Origin of the sequence: Rhizobium sp. Root1220 (assembly GCF_001426265.1) — a bacterium.
Lineage (GTDB): Bacteria > Pseudomonadota > Alphaproteobacteria > Rhizobiales > Rhizobiaceae > Rhizobium.
Map to the genome: position 1 here is coordinate 293,047 of NZ_LMDG01000036.1, position 15,918 is coordinate 308,964.

The 15,918-nt window shown below is 57.4% G+C and carries 12 protein-coding genes, 1 tRNA gene and 2 pseudogenes; 5 read left to right on the forward strand and 10 right to left on the reverse strand.

The window, feature by feature from the left end:
• Positions 1–160 precede the first annotated feature (160 nt).
• The 4 genes from xylF to ASC90_RS26175 all read left to right on the forward strand — a co-directional run bounded on the left by xylF (position 161) and on the right by ASC90_RS26175 (position 3,800).
• Positions 161–1,201: a D-xylose ABC transporter substrate-binding protein gene (gene xylF / locus ASC90_RS26160; protein WP_056547192.1), complete on the forward strand. Its 1,041-nt coding sequence runs from the start codon at positions 161–163 to the stop codon at positions 1,199–1,201.
• A gap of 263 nt (positions 1,202–1,464) precedes the next feature.
• Entirely contained in the window at positions 1,465–2,778 is a 1,314-nt protein-coding gene (locus tag ASC90_RS26165) for a sugar ABC transporter permease (RefSeq protein ID WP_056547297.1), read from the forward strand.
• Positions 2,779–2,792: 14 nt separating this feature from the next.
• Positions 2,793–3,593 (forward strand): ATP-binding cassette domain-containing protein, encoded by an 801-nt coding sequence (locus ASC90_RS26170; protein WP_056547195.1) that lies wholly within the window; start codon positions 2,793–2,795, stop codon positions 3,591–3,593.
• 130 nt (positions 3,594–3,723) lie between these two features.
• Positions 3,724–3,800, forward strand: a tRNA-Arg gene (locus tag ASC90_RS26175).
• Between the two features lie 346 nt (positions 3,801–4,146).
• Here the strand turns inward: ASC90_RS26175 and ASC90_RS30175 are convergent.
• From ASC90_RS30175 to ASC90_RS26210, 9 genes and pseudogenes are all read right to left on the reverse strand, one after another.
• Positions 4,147–4,636 (reverse strand): succinylglutamate desuccinylase/aspartoacylase family protein (locus ASC90_RS30175; protein ID WP_244480451.1); only part of this gene is annotated, 490 nt, incomplete at its 5' end.
• 1 nt (position 4,637) lies between these two features.
• Positions 4,638–5,452 (reverse strand): annotated as a pseudogene (locus tag ASC90_RS30180) (succinylglutamate desuccinylase/aspartoacylase family protein); the annotation flags it as partial.
• 254 nt (positions 5,453–5,706) lie between these two features.
• A pseudogene (locus tag ASC90_RS30185) lies at positions 5,707–5,996 on the reverse strand (integrase core domain-containing protein); the annotation flags it as partial.
• A gap of 265 nt (positions 5,997–6,261) precedes the next feature.
• Positions 6,262–6,765, reverse strand: a complete 504-nt coding sequence (locus ASC90_RS28545) for a BA14K family protein (protein WP_082520047.1) — start codon at positions 6,763–6,765, stop codon at positions 6,262–6,264.
• Between the two features lie 766 nt (positions 6,766–7,531).
• Positions 7,532–8,206 (reverse strand): ABC transporter ATP-binding protein, encoded by a 675-nt coding sequence (locus tag ASC90_RS26190; protein WP_056547201.1) that lies wholly within the window; start codon positions 8,204–8,206, stop codon positions 7,532–7,534.
• A complete protein-coding gene (locus ASC90_RS26195) occupies positions 8,203–8,994 on the reverse strand; it encodes an ABC transporter ATP-binding protein (RefSeq protein ID WP_200950951.1) in 792 nt (263 codons plus the stop codon). The genes ASC90_RS26190 and ASC90_RS26195 overlap by 4 nt, the downstream gene beginning before the upstream one ends.
• Positions 8,991–9,917: a branched-chain amino acid ABC transporter permease gene (locus ASC90_RS26200; RefSeq protein ID WP_056547204.1), complete on the reverse strand. Its 927-nt coding sequence runs from the start codon at positions 9,915–9,917 to the stop codon at positions 8,991–8,993. Before ASC90_RS26200 ends, ASC90_RS26195 begins: the two co-directional genes overlap by 4 nt.
• Positions 9,914–10,921 (reverse strand): branched-chain amino acid ABC transporter permease, encoded by a 1,008-nt coding sequence (locus tag ASC90_RS26205; protein WP_162246993.1) that lies wholly within the window; start codon positions 10,919–10,921, stop codon positions 9,914–9,916. Before ASC90_RS26205 ends, ASC90_RS26200 begins: the two co-directional genes overlap by 4 nt.
• Before the next feature lie 23 nt (positions 10,922–10,944).
• Positions 10,945–12,138 (reverse strand): ABC transporter substrate-binding protein, encoded by a 1,194-nt coding sequence (locus ASC90_RS26210; RefSeq protein WP_162246994.1) that lies wholly within the window; start codon positions 12,136–12,138, stop codon positions 10,945–10,947.
• 254 nt (positions 12,139–12,392) lie between these two features.
• Between ASC90_RS26210 and ASC90_RS26215 the strand changes: the two genes are divergently transcribed.
• Positions 12,393–15,224 (forward strand): winged helix-turn-helix domain-containing protein, encoded by a 2,832-nt coding sequence (locus tag ASC90_RS26215; RefSeq protein ID WP_056547213.1) that lies wholly within the window; start codon positions 12,393–12,395, stop codon positions 15,222–15,224.
• Positions 15,225–15,398: 174 nt separating this feature from the next.
• Here the strand turns inward: ASC90_RS26215 and ASC90_RS26220 are convergent.
• The coding region (locus ASC90_RS26220) for a transposase (protein WP_156393150.1) at positions 15,399–15,918 on the reverse strand (520 nt) is incomplete at its 5' end.

Sequence of the window (15,918 nt, forward strand, 5' to 3'; positions counted from 1 at the left end):
AGGAAATTTAGCCGGTAGTGCAGTGTTGACAGTTGAAAAAATCTCTGACACTAAATTTCTCGACTGTCGAGAAAATAATTCGAACCTTTCTCGTCAGCGAACCGCGGCGGCTGGAGGAACCACTGGCTGGGGATGGCCGCAATTCACTCGGGAGGATCTAATGAAGTCTATTTTGAAGCTGATGGCCGGCGCGGCCATCCTCGTTTCCGTGCACACCGCCGCCATGGCTGCCGATCTCGTCGTCGGTGTTTCCTGGTCGAACTTCCAGGAGGAACGCTGGAAAACCGACGAAGCTGCCATCAAGAAGGCACTGGAAGCCAAGGGCGCCAAGTACATTTCCGCTGACGCGCAATCGTCGGCCGCAAAGCAGTTGACGGATGTTGAATCCCTGATTTCGCAGGGTGCGAACGCTCTGATCATTCTCGCTCAGGATAGCGACGCTATCGGCCCGGCCATCGAAAAGGCCGCTGCTGAAGGTATCCCGGTCGTCGGCTACGACCGCCTGATCGAAAATCCGGCTGCCTTCTACCTGACCTTCGACAACAAGGAAGTCGGTCGCATGCAGGCGCAGGGCGTTTTCAACGTCAAGCCGGAAGGCAACTACGTATTCATCAAGGGCTCGTCGTCCGATCCGAACGCTGACTTCCTCTTCGCAGGCGCGATGGAAGTTCTGAAGCCTGCGATCGACGCCGGCAAGATCAAGAACGTCGGCGAAGCCTACACCGATGGCTGGCTGCCTGAAAACGCACAGCGCAACATGGAACAGTTCCTGACCGCGAACGACAACAAGGTTGATGCCGTTGTAGCCGCAAACGACGGTACGGCCGGTGGCGCAATCGCTGCTCTCGACGCACAGGGCCTCGCCGGTTCCGTTCCGGTTTCCGGTCAGGATGCCGACAAGGCAGCACTCAACCGCGTCGCTCTCGGCACCCAGACGGTTTCCGTCTGGAAGGATTCGCGCGAACTCGGCAAGCGCGCCGCCGAAATCGCACTCGACCTCGCCGGTGGCAAGAAGATGACCGAAATCGAAGGCGTCCAGACCTTCGACGGCGGCGCCAAGAAGGTCGCCATGGAATCGGTCTTCCTGAAGCCGCTGCCGATCACCAAGGACAACCTGAACGTCGTCATCGACGCAGGCTGGATCTCCAAGGCCGAAGCCTGCCAGGGCGTCAAGGCCGGCACGACGAAGGCTTGCGACTAATCGCCAGCCGCAAGGCATGAATTGCCGGCGCCGCAGCGGTTTGACCGTTGCGGCGCCGGATGCGGATTTGAACTGTCAGTCGATGGTCACTCCGCCTCACCGAACCATCGCGTGTTTTGATTCCCTGCCGGTATCATGTCGCGGCACCGAGCGACCGAAATTCCGGAAGCGCGGCGATGGTCATTACGAGAACAGGGCGCAACGCCGGCATCGGTACGATGCCGCCGACCAAAGCGACCAAACAGTGGGGGAACGGCAAACCCATGGCCGAAATGGTAAAATCCACAACTTCGAGCGGACCGACTGCGACTGAAGGCACCGCCATCAGCCGCTTCTTCCGCGCCACCGAAATCGATACCCGCCTGCTTGGCATGATTGGCGCGCTCGTCATCATCTGGATCGGTTTTCACATCATCACGGGCGGTCTGTTCCTCACACCGCGCAATCTCTGGAACCTCTCGGTCCAGACCACCGACATCGCGATCATGACGACCGGCATGGTCCTCATCATCGTGACGCGCAATATCGACCTTTCCGTCGGTTCCGTGCTCGGCCTCTGCGGCATGATCATGGGCGTGACCCAGGCAAAAATCCTGCCCGACCTGATCGGTTTCGACAGCCAGTTCACCTGGCTCATCACGCTCATGGTCGGCCTTGTCGCGGGCGCTTTGATCGGCAGCTTCCAGGGTGCGATCATAGCCTTTCTCAACGTGCCGTCCTTCATCGTGACGCTCGGCGGGCTGCTTGTCTGGCGCGGCGCCACATGGCTCGTCACCAGCGGCCAGACAGTGGCCCCAATGGACCAGACCTTCCGTATCATGGGCGGCGGTGCCGAAGGCTCGATCGGCGCGACATGGAGCTGGATCGTCGGCATCGTCGCGTGTCTGTTCGTGATCGGCAGCATCGTCAACTCGCGCCGGCAGCGCAAGCGTTTCGGCTTCCCGCGTCGTCCGATATGGGCTGAATATTTCCTCTCCGCGCTGTCCTGCTTCCTGATTCTCGGAGCCGTGTGGATCGCCAACAGCTACTACTGGCCGATCAACATCGCCAAGAAGTATGCCGAAACCAACGGCATCCCCTGGCCCGAGACCGGCCTGGACATCCCCTATGGCATCGCCGTGCCGGTCCTGATCGCCATCGTCACCGGCATCATCATGACCTTCATCGCCACCCGGCTGCGCTTTGGCCGCTATGTCTTCGCCATCGGCGGGAACCCGGAAGCGGCTGAGCTCGCCGGCATCAAGACCCGCTGGGTGACAGTCCGCATCTTTGCGTTGATGGGCATCCTGGCGGCAATTGCCGCCGCGATCTCCACCGCCCGCCTCAACGCCGCCACCAATTCCCAAGGTACGCTTGACGAACTTTATACGATCGCTGCAGCCGTCATCGGCGGCACGTCGCTCGCGGGCGGCACCGGCACCATTGCCGGCGCCATGCTCGGCGCGCTCGTGATGCAGTCCCTCCAGTCCGGCATGGTTCTCGCCCATGTCGACACGCCGCTACAAAGCGTCGTCGTCGGCGCGGTGCTGGTCGTGGCCGTCTGGCTCGACACCGTCTATCGCTCGCGTGCCAAGTAAGAGGAGTCCGAACAATGACTGATCAACGTACTCCCCCAGGCCAAAGCGCGCCTCTCGTGGAGCTGAAGAACATTTCGATCTCGTTTGGTGGCATCCACGCCGTCGACAATGCATCCGTCGACCTCTACCCCGGTGAAGTCGTAGCATTGCTCGGCCACAACGGCGCCGGCAAGTCGACCCTGATCAAGATCCTCTCCGGCGCCTACAAGCGCGACAGCGGCGAGATCTTGATCGAGGGCGAACCGGCCGACATCCGCAACCCCCGCGACGCCAAGAAATACGGTATCGAGACGATCTACCAGACGCTCGCAGTCGCCGACAACGTCGACGCCGCCGCCAACCTCTATCTCGGCCGCGAGATCCGCACCAAGTGGGGCACGCTCGACGACGTCGCCATGGAGGCCTCGGCCCGCGAGGTAATGGGACGCCTGAACCCCAACTTCCGCCGCTTCAAGGAGCCGGTAAAGGCGCTCTCCGGCGGCCAGCGGCAATCGGTGGCGATCGCCCGGGCCATCCTGTTCAACGCCCGCATCCTGATCATGGACGAGCCGACGGCAGCGCTCGGGCCCCAGGAAACGGCGCAGGTCGGCGAGTTGATCAAGCAGCTGAAAAAGGAAGGCATCGGCATCTTCCTGATCAGCCACGACATCCATGACGTCTTCGACCTCGCCGACCGTGTCTCGGTGATGAAGAACGGCCAGGTCGTCGGCCACGCCCGCACCGAGGATGTCACCAAGGATGAGGTGCTCGGCATGATCATCCTCGGAAAGGTGCCGCCCAAAGCCATCCCGGGGCCCGGTGCCATGCAGGTCTGACCTGCCGAAATGAGACATAAAAGTCCGCCGCTCGCAAGAACGGCGGACTTTTCATTTTGTAGATTGAAGCCAAGCAAAAGCTGGGCTAAGAACCACCCATCGGACAGGCGATTCACCCCGCCTCAGGCATGCACCCGTAGCTCAGCTGGATAGAGTGTTGGATTCCGATTCCAAAGGTCACAGGTTCGAATCCTGTCGGGTGCGCCATTCCTTTTGATTTTTCTAAAATATTATTCTTGTCCGGCGGCTCATAGCTATCGCGAACAAATGACAACATTCGAAAAGGAGGGAAATTCATCATTTTAACACATTGTTTTCATTGTAGTTTGCGAAATGCAAAGGATTTGCAGGCGCAAACCTACGCGGATTTACTACCGGCCGGGAGCGGAGCGGAGCAGCAAAACTGGGCACTGATATGTGGATTTGTCCGAATGCCACCGTTACGGCATCGCTGGCGCCACGTCCGTAACGGGCATGCTCCGGAAGTGATAACGTCTCAGCATAACCGGGTCCGGCCGCCGCTTCTCGCAGACAACTCGCAGACGGCTGCGCGTTATTCCGGGTAGGCTTCAGCCCCGCTCGGCGTCGCCTGATTGAACAGAATGAAGGCGAGTACATTGCCGGGCTCCGACGTGGCGTCGCTACGCAGACCGCCAATCTCACCAACGACCGGACTGGTATACTCCGCGACAATCTCGCCGAACATATCGCGCTGGATTGCGATTTTCTGGCCGGGGCTGACCGCGTCCGTAAGCTTCACGAGATGTTCGACAATACCGCCTGCGGTCGCAAGAACCGGGAAGAGGCTGTTGCCCACGAAGATTCCCGTATCGCGTCCGGTGCGTCCAATTGGACCCTCGATGATGCCGTGCAGCTTGAGCACGTTCATCGTGCCCTCCACGAAGAGAGGGATCATCGACAGATCGAGGCTCCGGGCATTGCCGATCTCGGGCGTGAAGGCCGGAATACCCACCTGAAAGAGGGCGTCCGTAAGAAGACCGGGATACCCGGCATTGTCGAAGATCTGGTCGATGGGGAAGAGCNATCTCGGGCGTGAAGGCCGGAATACCCACCTGAAAGAGGGCGTCCGTAAGAAGACCGGGATACCCGGCATTGTCGAAGATCTGGTCGATGGGGAAGAGTTCCGCCATGGCCCTGACCTCAGGCACGTCCATCTTCGCCAAGTGAAACGCTGCGGCATCGAGGCCGGTCCCAGCGGTATGAAAATCAAGGACATAGTCCGAGTTCGGACGGATCAGCCGATTGAATAGGAGACCGGCATGGCGCGCCGGCGCGCCCGGCCCGTTCTCGTCGCCCGGCCAGACACGGTTGAGATCGACCAGGTCCGCACCGCGACCGGAGTTCGGCCAGCGCCGCCCCATGCTTTCGATCGCAGGGCGGGACACATCGCAGACCGCCATGACGGTGCCGCTCATCGCGAGCGGGTCGAGCCCGTTGATGATGGTCTGGACGGCGCGGATTGAGCTCATCTCGTCGCCGTGGACGCCGCTCACCAGCGTGACGCGCCTGCCCGGTTTAGCTCCCCGCAGGACGGCGACCGACACCAGCCAGGGCTGGCCCGATGGGCCCTCGACACCGCGGAAATAGAGGCGATGGAGCTTCCCCGGCTCGAGGTCGGCGACACCGAGCGTGCTGACGACCGGCTTTCCGTCCACGGTATCGCCCGTGTAGACCGTTCCTCCCGGCAACTTGGCCGTCGCGGTTTGTGCCGCAGCACGATCCGAAGCAAGAGCAATCGACGCCGCAGCGCCGCCGAGGGTTAAAAGCATGAAATCGCGACGATCGAGGCTTGAATCATCTGTCATGGCGAGGTCCTCCGGACGATACGTCGACCGCATCCATTTAGCACAGCGCTTCAAATGCGTCCTGAACGCCTTTGTGTCAGAGGAAGGTGCATTCTCCCGAAGGTCTCTTCGGGGTCGAAGCTTGACTTCTCTGCACGCCGCTATTGGGTCCGCACGCGGCGTACAGCATACCGCCGCTTAGAAGTTGATAGCAATAACAATGGCATAGAGGTGCCCAGTTTCATCTTCTCGGGTGCGCCAATCTTTGTATCTTTACTTTGTGCATCGCCACATAAGCGTCGACTGGACTAGATATTTAGTCCCGGCATTTGATGGATCGGATCGATGATGAATCGTTCCGGCTCTGTTTTCCACCGTTTGCAGATAAACTCGAAGGGCGTAAAGCCATTCAAGGTCCTGAGGCGACAGCCAAATTTGTACGGGGCGATGAAGCTTCGGCGATGGGCTTGGATTTGATCATGGCCGTCATAGTGGAAGCGCTTGAGGCTGGCTTACTTTACCGTGCGGTTCAGGCGTTCTACCTAGCCATTGGGCCAAGGTGCTTGGGCCTTGTCAGCCTGTGCTCGATATCGTGGTTTTGACTTTGGTTCCACGTGACTAGCGCAGTGTTGGCGCCGAGACTGTATGAGCAGGGGCTTGACCCTAGCCCATCCCCTTCGGTGTAGTGGTAGTGCCAGAATTGACTGGCGAGGACCGAGATGAAATTGCCTCGCGTGGACCGTCGTCTCTGCGCACCGCACATCCACAAATCAGTGTGCAGACATCATGGTTATGCGTCTCGAGCGATCGAACCTGAATATCTCCAGCTGGGTGGTAGCTTGTCCGTTGCGGGTGTTGTTTGGCTATGGACCAAGGCATTGGCGCCGAGGACCGTAGTAAGGCTGAAACGTGTTGTCATACGCCCGATAAGATCGATATCGAGAATAGCACCAGTCTGTGTGCGAGTAGTTGCCGTAATATCTGGGTGCATCATAGTACCTCGGCTGAGCGAGCGCGCCGCCGATTATCGCGCCCGTGGCCAGTCCACCTAACAGCAGCCCGAAATCGTTATAACCGCCGCCATAGTAACCGCCGTAATAGCCGCGGCCATAGTAGCCCCCGTAGCCTCCGTACCGGTAGCCACCATAGGGGCGATAGCCACCGTAGTAGCTCCGGCCGTAGTTTCGATAGCCGCCCCATTGGCCACCATAGTTCCGGCCGTAACGGGGGTAGTACCTGCGATACTGGATTAGTTGCGGGTCCGAGGTCTGAAACGTCGGCCGGTTGAAGAAGGGGACGGCTTGCGCTGGCATCGCCGCCGAGAATGCGGCGATCAACGACAGCATCAGAACTGCGTGCTTTCTCATTTTATTCACCTGTGAGTTCGAATCGCGCAAGGGCTAACGGTGATGTGCAACCTCAAAATTGTCAGCAGCCGCGGCGATATCGCATCTCCCCCGATCTTAAAAGCTGCATGAGCCGTCGCCTCTGGCTCTGAAGCCATCCGCGCAGGCGATGTTCAAAGGTTCGTTTAGCGAGCGTGCCCCCGGCCCACCGGGGCTACATGACGAACTGATTGCGATGAGCAAGAGAAAAGCGAAAGCTGCGATTGGCTTGTGCAAGCGGATCATGGGAACTCTCCATATTGAGCATCCTACAAAGCCTGAACGCGGAAACCGCCCGATCTCAAGTTCGGGGACCTCCTCCTGAAACCGCTAAGCAGCGGCAGGCATCCATGTCCCAAACACCTCGTGTTGTTCAAGCGATGCCTAGAAAGAGCAAAGGACAGCCCATGACATGATGAACCTGTACTCGCTCGTTGGAAAGAGGGACAGGAGAGGATCTTATCGCGGGGTACGCATGATCTAGGAGACCTCGCATATGAGCGGACCGTGACCAAACGCATCACCACAAGCTGTCAACTCGTTGCGATCGCGGCGGTTTCACTACCAGCTTCAGGACGACGAAATCGCCTGCGGCTTCATGTGGGCTGCGGGGATCCCCGGTGACATTTTGGAACCGTCTTCGTTAAATCAAAAACTGTTCCACGATCGCGGCAGCCCTTCAGCTAGGCCCCAAAATTAAACTGCAGTGCGAGACCGCCGATAAATATGCTGAATGGCAGCCTCCCGGTTAACCTGACTTCGCCGTTTGGTCAGGTTCCAAACCAGCGTTCAGGGTATAGCTGCGATGTGAGATTTCACGTGCTGCAGCGGTGTGCTGTTCTACCATGAGAACCGCGACTCCTGACCGATTTATTTCCACTATCTGTCTGAGCACCAGTTCCACGAGCCGTGCTGCAAGGCCGGCAGTTGGTTCATCCAAGAGCACGACTTTGGGCTTTGGCATCAACGCTCGCGCGAGCGCCAACATTTGCCGCTCCCCCCCGGAGAGACTCCCGGCCAATTGTTTGCGACGTTCTCCGAGGCGTGGAAACCATGCGTACATTTGATCCCTCCGAGAGTTAAGAGGTAACTTCGTTCTCGAACTCAAGCCGATCTCGAGGTTTTCCTCTACGGAGAGCGTTTCAAAAATGCTATTGTTCTGCGGTACATATCCCAATCCACGTTGAACAAAGACGCTCGGGGACAGGCCGGTCATTTCCGAGGAGCAAAGCGATATACTGCCGCTGCGTATCGGTACAAGCCCCACCAAAGCTTGGAGCAAGGTTGACTTTCCCGCGCCATTAGGCCCGACAACGGTAACGATTTCGTTTTGGTAAATTGCTATGCTGACACCGTTCAGGACATTCGCATAAAGCGAGTAGCCCACGACAAGATCCTTCGCTTCCAAAACAGCGACAGTCACTGGAAATCCCACTTTCGCATATCGCCCATATAGGCGTCGATTACCTGGGAATTGGAGGTGATCGCTTCAGGCGTTCCAGCCCCAATCACGCGGCCCTCCACCATTACGACGATTTCGTCGGCACGCCGCATGACGACGTCCAGATTGTGCTCGATGAAGAGAAATGTAGTCATGCTTTGCTGCCGTGCCGAGGCGATGATGTCGAAGATATCCGCCGCGAGACCCGGGCCTATCCCAGTCAAGGGTTCGTCGAGCAGAACAATCTCCGGCTCGGTCATCAGTACCTGGGCCATGCCCAGCAGTCTTCTTTGCCCACCAGACAATGTTCCAGCGAATTCATCCGACCATGCGTTCAAGCCAAACAGCCGCAGGAACTCCTTCGCCGCGATATGAGCAAGTGCTTCGCGGTCACGAGCTAGTCGTGGTCTCGCAAGCATGGATAGAAGGTGCTCACCGGTCTGGCGCGGTGCTGCCAGAAGCACGTTTTCCAAAACCGTCATCCCGGCGAGAACTCGGGGGAACTGAAATGAGCGTACAAGCCCGCGGCGTGCGATACGATGAGGTGGTAGTCCTGTAATGTTGTGGCGTGCCAGGCGTATCTGACCCGAATCCGGTCTGGAAAAGCCCGCTATCATATCGAACATCGTCGTTTTACCTGCCCCATTTGGACCGATGAGCGCAGTGATCGAGCCACGTCCGACGTCAAAGCTTGCGCCACAGACTGCGCGCCAGCCTTTGAAGCTCTTCGTGACATTGGCTATCTCGAGAATGGGGATGCCTATGCTCACAGGCGCGCTCTCATCTCTTTACGGCTGCCGAAGATCCCCTGTGGACCTAAGCGACCGAGGACGATCAGCAGTAGGCCAACGACAATGAAGCGCAGAGACGCTTGTTGGGTCGCGGAGAGTTCCGTCTCAAAGAGACGACTGCCTTCAAGAAGGCTCCAAAAAAGAATACTTCCTACCGCCACCCCCCAATAACTACCAAGCCCACCAACCAGCAAAATCGCATAGCCGAAGAAAGTGAATGTGGGGTCGAATATGCTAGGATAGAGATAAGTCACGTCCAACGCCACGAAAAAACCGGCAACCGCGGCTAGCGCCGCGGCCAACACTAGCGATTGGAGCTTGTACGAAAGCGTGTTCTTTCCCAGGGCTGCAGTAGCCTCTTCGTCTTCGCGAATAGCTCGAAGCACTCGTGACCATGGCGTGCGTTCAAGGATTTTGAGCAATAACGTCAGCATGAGAAGGGTTGACCAAACAGCAAGGAAAAGCGGGATCTGCTGGTGGTCACCGAGGCCGATGGCCACGAGCTTCGACGACATCCATCCACTCGCCTCCCGCCAGTTCGCGTCGAACCCTATTAGACCTTGGTTGCCACCAGAAAATTCGCTGTTCTGGAGAGTATAGCGTACGATTTCAGCGAAGGCGATTGTCACGATGGCGAAGTAATCGGCGCGCAACCGGAGCATCGACAAGCCAACAACCAATGCCGCAGCAACTGACAATCCCAACGCAAGGAGGAATGCTAGCCATAGGGGAAGCCCACCGCTGACGACAAAAACCCCAACGCCATATGCGCCGATTGCCATAAATCCTGCTTGGCCAAAGTTCAGTAGCCCAGTGAAGCCCGCATTAACCTGCGAACCGAGCGTCAGTATGCCGTATATTCCCGCGAGAACGCCGACGTTGACCCAGAAATCGACGCTCATGATTGCCGCTGTGAGCGGCCAAATATGCCGTTTGGCATTGTAAGGAGCATCGCCACCAAAAGCGCCAACCCAATTGCGGGCTTCCACCGCGCACTGAAGAGCAGCGTTGACCACTCCTGTGACAGGCCCATGACAATCCCTCCTGCCAATGCACCGTAAGCGTTGCCGATCCCGCCGAGGATAGCCGCCGCAAAAAGACTCAACAACAAGGCAACACCGAAGTTTGGATTGAAACTGCCGATAGCTGCCGCATAGAGAACACCGGCCGTGCCTGCTATCAAGCCAGACACTATCCAAGTAACGTCAATAGTCTTACTGGCATTGATCCCGGAAACTTCGGCAAGTGTTTGGTTGTCTGAAAATGCGCGTATCGCTTTGCCCATCTTTGTAAAGCGTAGAGCGAGCCCAAAGACCATCACGGCGGCCACGCCAAAGAGCAACGAGAGGGCTTGGAGCGTGCCAACTCGAATGGGTCCCAGTATTATGGTCGATGTAACGTCTGCGCCTAGTGTTCTCGATTGGCTGCCGCCAAAGAACTGTATTGTGAAGCGAATTACGAAGCCAAGCCCGATGGCGGAAAGTAGACTTTGAAGAGTGCTTGCGCCTGATTTGCGCAAAGGACGCCACACAAATTTCTCGGTTGCAAGCGATATAACTGCAGTGCCTAAGACGGCAAGCACCATGGCAAGCGGAAGCGGCGCACCCATCCAGCTGAACATGATTGTGAGATAAGCGCCTGCTACCAGAAGGTCGCCATAGGCGAAGTTTACGAGCTTAAGCACGCTTAGAATGAGTGTTAGCCCAATTGCTCCAAGACCAATATAAGTGCCCGCGACAAAGCCATTGACGGTCGCCTGCGATGCCTTGGCGGTGCCGTAGACAATGATCAGGCCGGCCAGGACCACTATCACCAACAGAAGTAGGAGTGCTGGACGCGAAAGCTTTGCAACATGAGATCGCGCAACGCCTAAGAACCCTGGGCGTCCATCTGTTGGTGCGGTCACCAGCTACCTCACATCTACTTGTTTCACAGTAACCGGTCGCCACCTTGATACTGAAATATGTCGTAGAGACTGTTTGTCGGATCGCCGTTCGGACCGAAACGGAAGGCTCCCGATACGCCGACGTAGTCGATGGGTTCGCCTGCTGCGGCGTGCTTCACGGCCTCCGATAGATTTTCGATCGTGAACCGACGCGCCCCGTCCTGTGTGACGCTGCGCACTTTGTCGCGAATGCTGCGGGGTTCCGTCGAGCCTGCTTCGACCGCCGAGAGAAAGCATAAAATGCCGGCGTCGAAAATGTTGGCGGTATAAGAGCCGTCCTCCACCCCTCCCGCGTCCTCCCAAAGCTTGGCAAAAAGATCGTAAGCGCCGGTCCCTCGGGGTGATCCGCCAGCAACCCCATGAGCTCCCTCGATTGCCTGTGCCGGAATATTTCCCGGCACCTTCGCGAAAGACAAGGCGTCGGCCACGAAGAGCTTTCTTGGGTCAAACTTACCGGTTCGGACGAGTGCTGCACCCAACTTCGCATAGGTGTCGGGGTAGTCGATCACCAAATATGCGTCCGGATCGTGTTCGAGCGCCCGCGACGCCTCGGAATCGAAACCCTCTTGCTGCGGATCGAACGCTATATTCGCTACAATCGCTCCGCCTTTGCCCTGCCAGTCCTTGGCGAAAATTCGTGACAGCGCATCGCCGTATGGCTCGTTTCGAAAAATTATTGCGACTTTTTTACCTACGCCAATGTAGTTCTCGATCGCGAGCACCAGAGCCTTTGATTGAAGATCGTCCGCAGCAACAGTGCGAAATATTGTCCCCTGGTCCTCAACGCTCCGCAATCGAGTGCTCGATGCCTGCGGCCAGAGCGTGATCTCGCGTTGCATGGTAACGCTATTGAGCACAGCAATTGTTTCCGGCGTGGTTGCCGGCCCCAGGATACAGGATGCGTTTCTATCGACCAGGGTACGCGCGGCGGAGACGGCCGCTTGCGGGTTGCCTTGGGAGTCAGCAGCAACGAGATGGACGGTCAGATTGATCCCAGCTTCTTTTGACGCTCTATTGGCAACCTCGACAGCAAGCTTCGCTGCTTTTTCAACCGACGGGCCGACGTCCGATAGCGGTCCCGTCGCTTCAATCATCACCCCAATGTTCAATTCTGACGGTGAGACCTGCGACACGCCCGCGCCAGTCGCAAGGACTCCTGCCAACAAAACCGGATACATCGCGACTCTTGAAACTACCCGCATCGATAAAATCCCGCTTCCAAACGAATTTACTAGAGATTGGCGATTAATAAAGTACGGACTTTGCCGCCGGATGAGACGATATATCGAGTGGGATCATGCGCAATCGACCTCACGAGATTTAATTCGCTAGCGTAAGCAATTGACTTCAGCTGATTTCTTCGCCCACTTTTCGTATGGCGAAGCTGGGGGATGTGCAGGGTTCATTAAGCGCATGGAAGGGGTGGCTTACGATGGCGAGTGACAGCGAACTTGAATTCGGGGACAGCTTGTTTTTTGGGCCGTTTCAGTTGATCGCCGCCGAGCGCTTCCTAGCTAGAGACGGCGTGGCAGTTCCCATTGGTGGCCGTGCGCTCGACATTCTGATCGCACTGACCCGAAGACCGGGGGAAATCTTGAGCGGCGACGAACTCACAGAGATCGTTTGGCCGGGCCTCACCGTAGAGCAATCAAACCTCCGCGTTCATATGGTTTCCTTGCGGAAGGCTCTGTCGGCAGGCCAGGATGGTCCACGCTACATACTCAACGTCGCCGGCCGGGGTTATACCTTCACGGCACCGGTTCACCGAATGGCTGTCCTTCCTGCGCAACCGAGTTCGGTCGGAAGTGTGCCGCCTCGGTCCCAAGACCTCCCGCCGCCGTTGCCCTTTCTCGTGGGCCGAAACGAAACGGTCGATGCTCTGGCATTGCTGACCTTGTCGCAGCGCTTTGTAACCGTTGTCGGTCCAGGCGGTATTGGGAAGACGACCGTAGCCGTGGCGGTCGCAAATTCACTTCGGCAAGAATTTGGTGATAATGCCGTCTACTTCGTGGACCTGGGGCTGATTACCGATTCTCGGCACGTCCCAAACGCGGTTGCCTCGGCGCTAGGTTGCTTTGTGCAAGGACCCGACGTCGAGCCATACATTGTGGCATTCTTGGCAGACAAGCGAAGCCTTATAGTGCTCGACAACTGCGAGCATGTGATTACCGCGGTGGCCGCGTTGACGGAACGACTCTTTAGATCGGCGCGGGCAGTGCACCTTTTGGCAACCAGCCGGGAGGCCATACGGGTTGAAGGCGAAAACGTACACCTGCTCCTCCCTCTCGATACTCCACCAAACGACTTTCCTTCTGCCGCTCAGGCGCTCAGTTCGCCTGCTGTCAAGCTCTTCATGGAAAAGGCTGCATCCAGCGGTTATCGGGTGGCCCTCACCGACCGTGAGGCACCCATTGTTGCAAATATCTGCCGAAGACTTGACGGGATCGCTTTGGCGATCGAACTCGTCGCGAGTCGCGTTGCGACCTATGGCATCCAAGGGACATTTGATCTCCTTGGATATGACGCAGAACTCCAGTTGCAAGGTCGTCGCAGCGCGTTGCCTCGCCACCAGACTTTACAAGGTATGCTGGATTGGAGCTTCAACCTACTCTCAGAACTTGAACAAGAGATCCTCAGCAAGCTTGCCGTATTCGTTGGTCAGTTTACGCTCGAGGCTGCCATCGCAGTGGCCGGCTCGCCTGATGATAAGGCTCGGACCACAACTGCCATTGCAAGTCTGGTCGATAAGTCGCTCGTTTCGACCTCTCCGACGAAGGACGCAGTGACCTATAGGCTTCTCGACACGACTCGGGTTTATGCGGCTGCGAAATTGGCTGCGGGGGGTGAGATCGACGGGGTGGCGATGCGGCATGCGCGCTATTTTGCCGATTTTTTGAAGGCGCAGGAAACGCCGGGGCTGGTCTCGCACGGACACAACGCCGCTGGCTTCACGCCTCATCTGGGAAACATTCGCCAAGCGTTGGCATGGAGTTTCTCTCCCGCTGGCAACGTGTGCATCGGCATTGAACTCGCGTCTCATGCAACTCCGCTCTTCTTGGCATCTTTTCCACTTCTGGCAGAGTGCAGGGATTGGTGTCGACAAGCATTGGACGTTCTGCTGCCAAGCGATCGAGGTCAGCAAAGGGAACTTTATCTGCAAAAGGCTTTAGCTCTTTCATCAATGTATCTTTGGGAAGATAGCAAGACAGTCAGGGTTGCGATCGAACGCGGTTTGGAGCTTGCCGAGGATTTAGCGGACGCGCGCCTGCAGCACTACTTGCTTATTGGCCTCAGTGTCTTTTTAACACGTCGCGGTGAGACAACCGGTGCCCTTGCAATTGCCCAACGTGCCTTGGCCATTTCCGAAAAATCAGGCGGAGCCGCGGAGAACGCGATGAGCGAGTGGCTTTTGGGGGCATCGTTTCATGTCGCAGGGAACCAATTAGCTGCTACCTCTCATTTCGAACGTGGCTTCATGCTTGCTACCGACGTTGCGCCCTCTCAGTTCGTATACTTCGGGTATGATTACCACACGAGGGCGCTTGCCTCATTCGCGAAATCGTTGTGGATACGGGGCTCCCAAAACAGAGCTGTCTCGATCGCGCGCCAAGCAAACAAGCGGGTCGAAGGATCCAGCCATCCCGTATTGTACTGCGCCGTTCTCCTCGATTCAGTGCCAGTTCTCTATTGGAGCGGTAAAATCGAGGAAGCTTCGGAGTATTGCGAAAATGCCATCGAGTGCGCGATGAGATACTCACTCAGTCCCTACCTGGCTGTTGGCCTCGCACTTCGAGGCGAACTCATGATTGCAACAGGCGCGGTTGACACAGGTGTCGCGACTCTTCGAGCTGCCTTGCAGGCGACAGGCGAAAATCAGAATCATGTCCTGACGGCACCAACACAACGAGCCCTGGCGGAAGGCCTGTGCCAATCGGGAGGCGTTGAGGAAGCACTCCTTATCGTAGACGACGCATTGTATCGCGCGGGGCAAGCCGGCGCCTCTCTTTGGTTGCCTGACATCCTGCGCGCCCGAGGGGAGATCATACTCGCAATGTCGAGCCCGGATCTTTCGGAAGCGGAATCAAGCTTGCTGCGTTCCGTCGAGAAAGCCCGTGAACAGAATGCTTTGAGTTGGGAGTTAAAAGCGATCGCTTCCCTATCCAGCATTTGGAGGCGGATCGGTCGGGCAGATGAAGCCAAAACGCTGGTCAACGGGCTCCTTAGCCGATGCGACGGCGAACTGAAAGACAAGATTCAGTCGTAAGCGCGATTTTCCATGCACATTGACGTTGGCGGCATCTCCGAAACGGCTGTTTTTGCGAAGCGATATCCGGCTCTATCAGTCGGCGGAGGGTTNTCGTAAGCGCGATTTTCCATGCACATTGACGTTGGCGGCATCTCCGAAACGGCTGTTTTTGCGAAGCGATATCCGGCTCTATCAGTCGGCGGAGGGTTTGGAGAAGTTGAACGGCAAMAGGTTGCCGATGTCGTCGGCTTCTTCGCGCTGAGGCAACTCAGTGAGCACGTGGCGCAGCCAGGTGAGTGGATCGACGCCGCAGGCGCGGCAAGTYAGCATCAGGCTGTAGATCACGGCGCTGGCCCTGGCTCCGTCGGCGGTATCACTGAACAGCCACGATTTTCTTCCGGTCGCAAAAACTCTGATGTCACGTTCCAGAATGTTGTTATCGATCGGCATCCTGCCGTCGCTGATGTAGCGCGTCAGATAATCCCATTGGTTCAGGGTGTAGGACACGGCATCGCCGAGCTTGGTATCCGGTACGACCTTCGGCGCGATATTGTCGAGCCATGACTTGAGTGCGGCCAGGACAGGCAAGCTATGCTGTTGCCGGAAACGGCGAACGCAATCGGCCTGCGTTTCACCGATGTTGGGCTTGCTCTCTCGTGCCTGCTTTTCGATCCGATAGAGCTGCTCGAAGATCCCAGATCGGAAGAGCGTC

Coding starts and splice junctions, on each gene's coding strand:
- ASC90_RS26200 (WP_056547204.1), bottom strand. CDS start 9,917: ATGAGCGTCGATTTCTGGGTCAACGTCGGCGTTCTCGCGGGAATATAC.
- ASC90_RS26165 (WP_056547297.1), top strand. CDS start 1,465: ATGGCCGAAATGGTAAAATCCACAACTTCGAGCGGACCGACTGCGACT.
- xylF (WP_056547192.1), top strand. CDS start 161: ATGAAGTCTATTTTGAAGCTGATGGCCGGCGCGGCCATCCTCGTTTCC.
- ASC90_RS26170 (WP_056547195.1), top strand. CDS start 2,793: ATGACTGATCAACGTACTCCCCCAGGCCAAAGCGCGCCTCTCGTGGAG.
- ASC90_RS28545 (WP_082520047.1), bottom strand. CDS start 6,765: ATGAGAAAGCACGCAGTTCTGATGCTGTCGTTGATCGCCGCATTCTCG.
- ASC90_RS26210 (WP_162246994.1), bottom strand. CDS start 12,138: ATGTATCCGGTTTTGTTGGCAGGAGTCCTTGCGACTGGCGCGGGCGTG.
- ASC90_RS26215 (WP_056547213.1), top strand. CDS start 12,393: ATGGCGAGTGACAGCGAACTTGAATTCGGGGACAGCTTGTTTTTTGGG.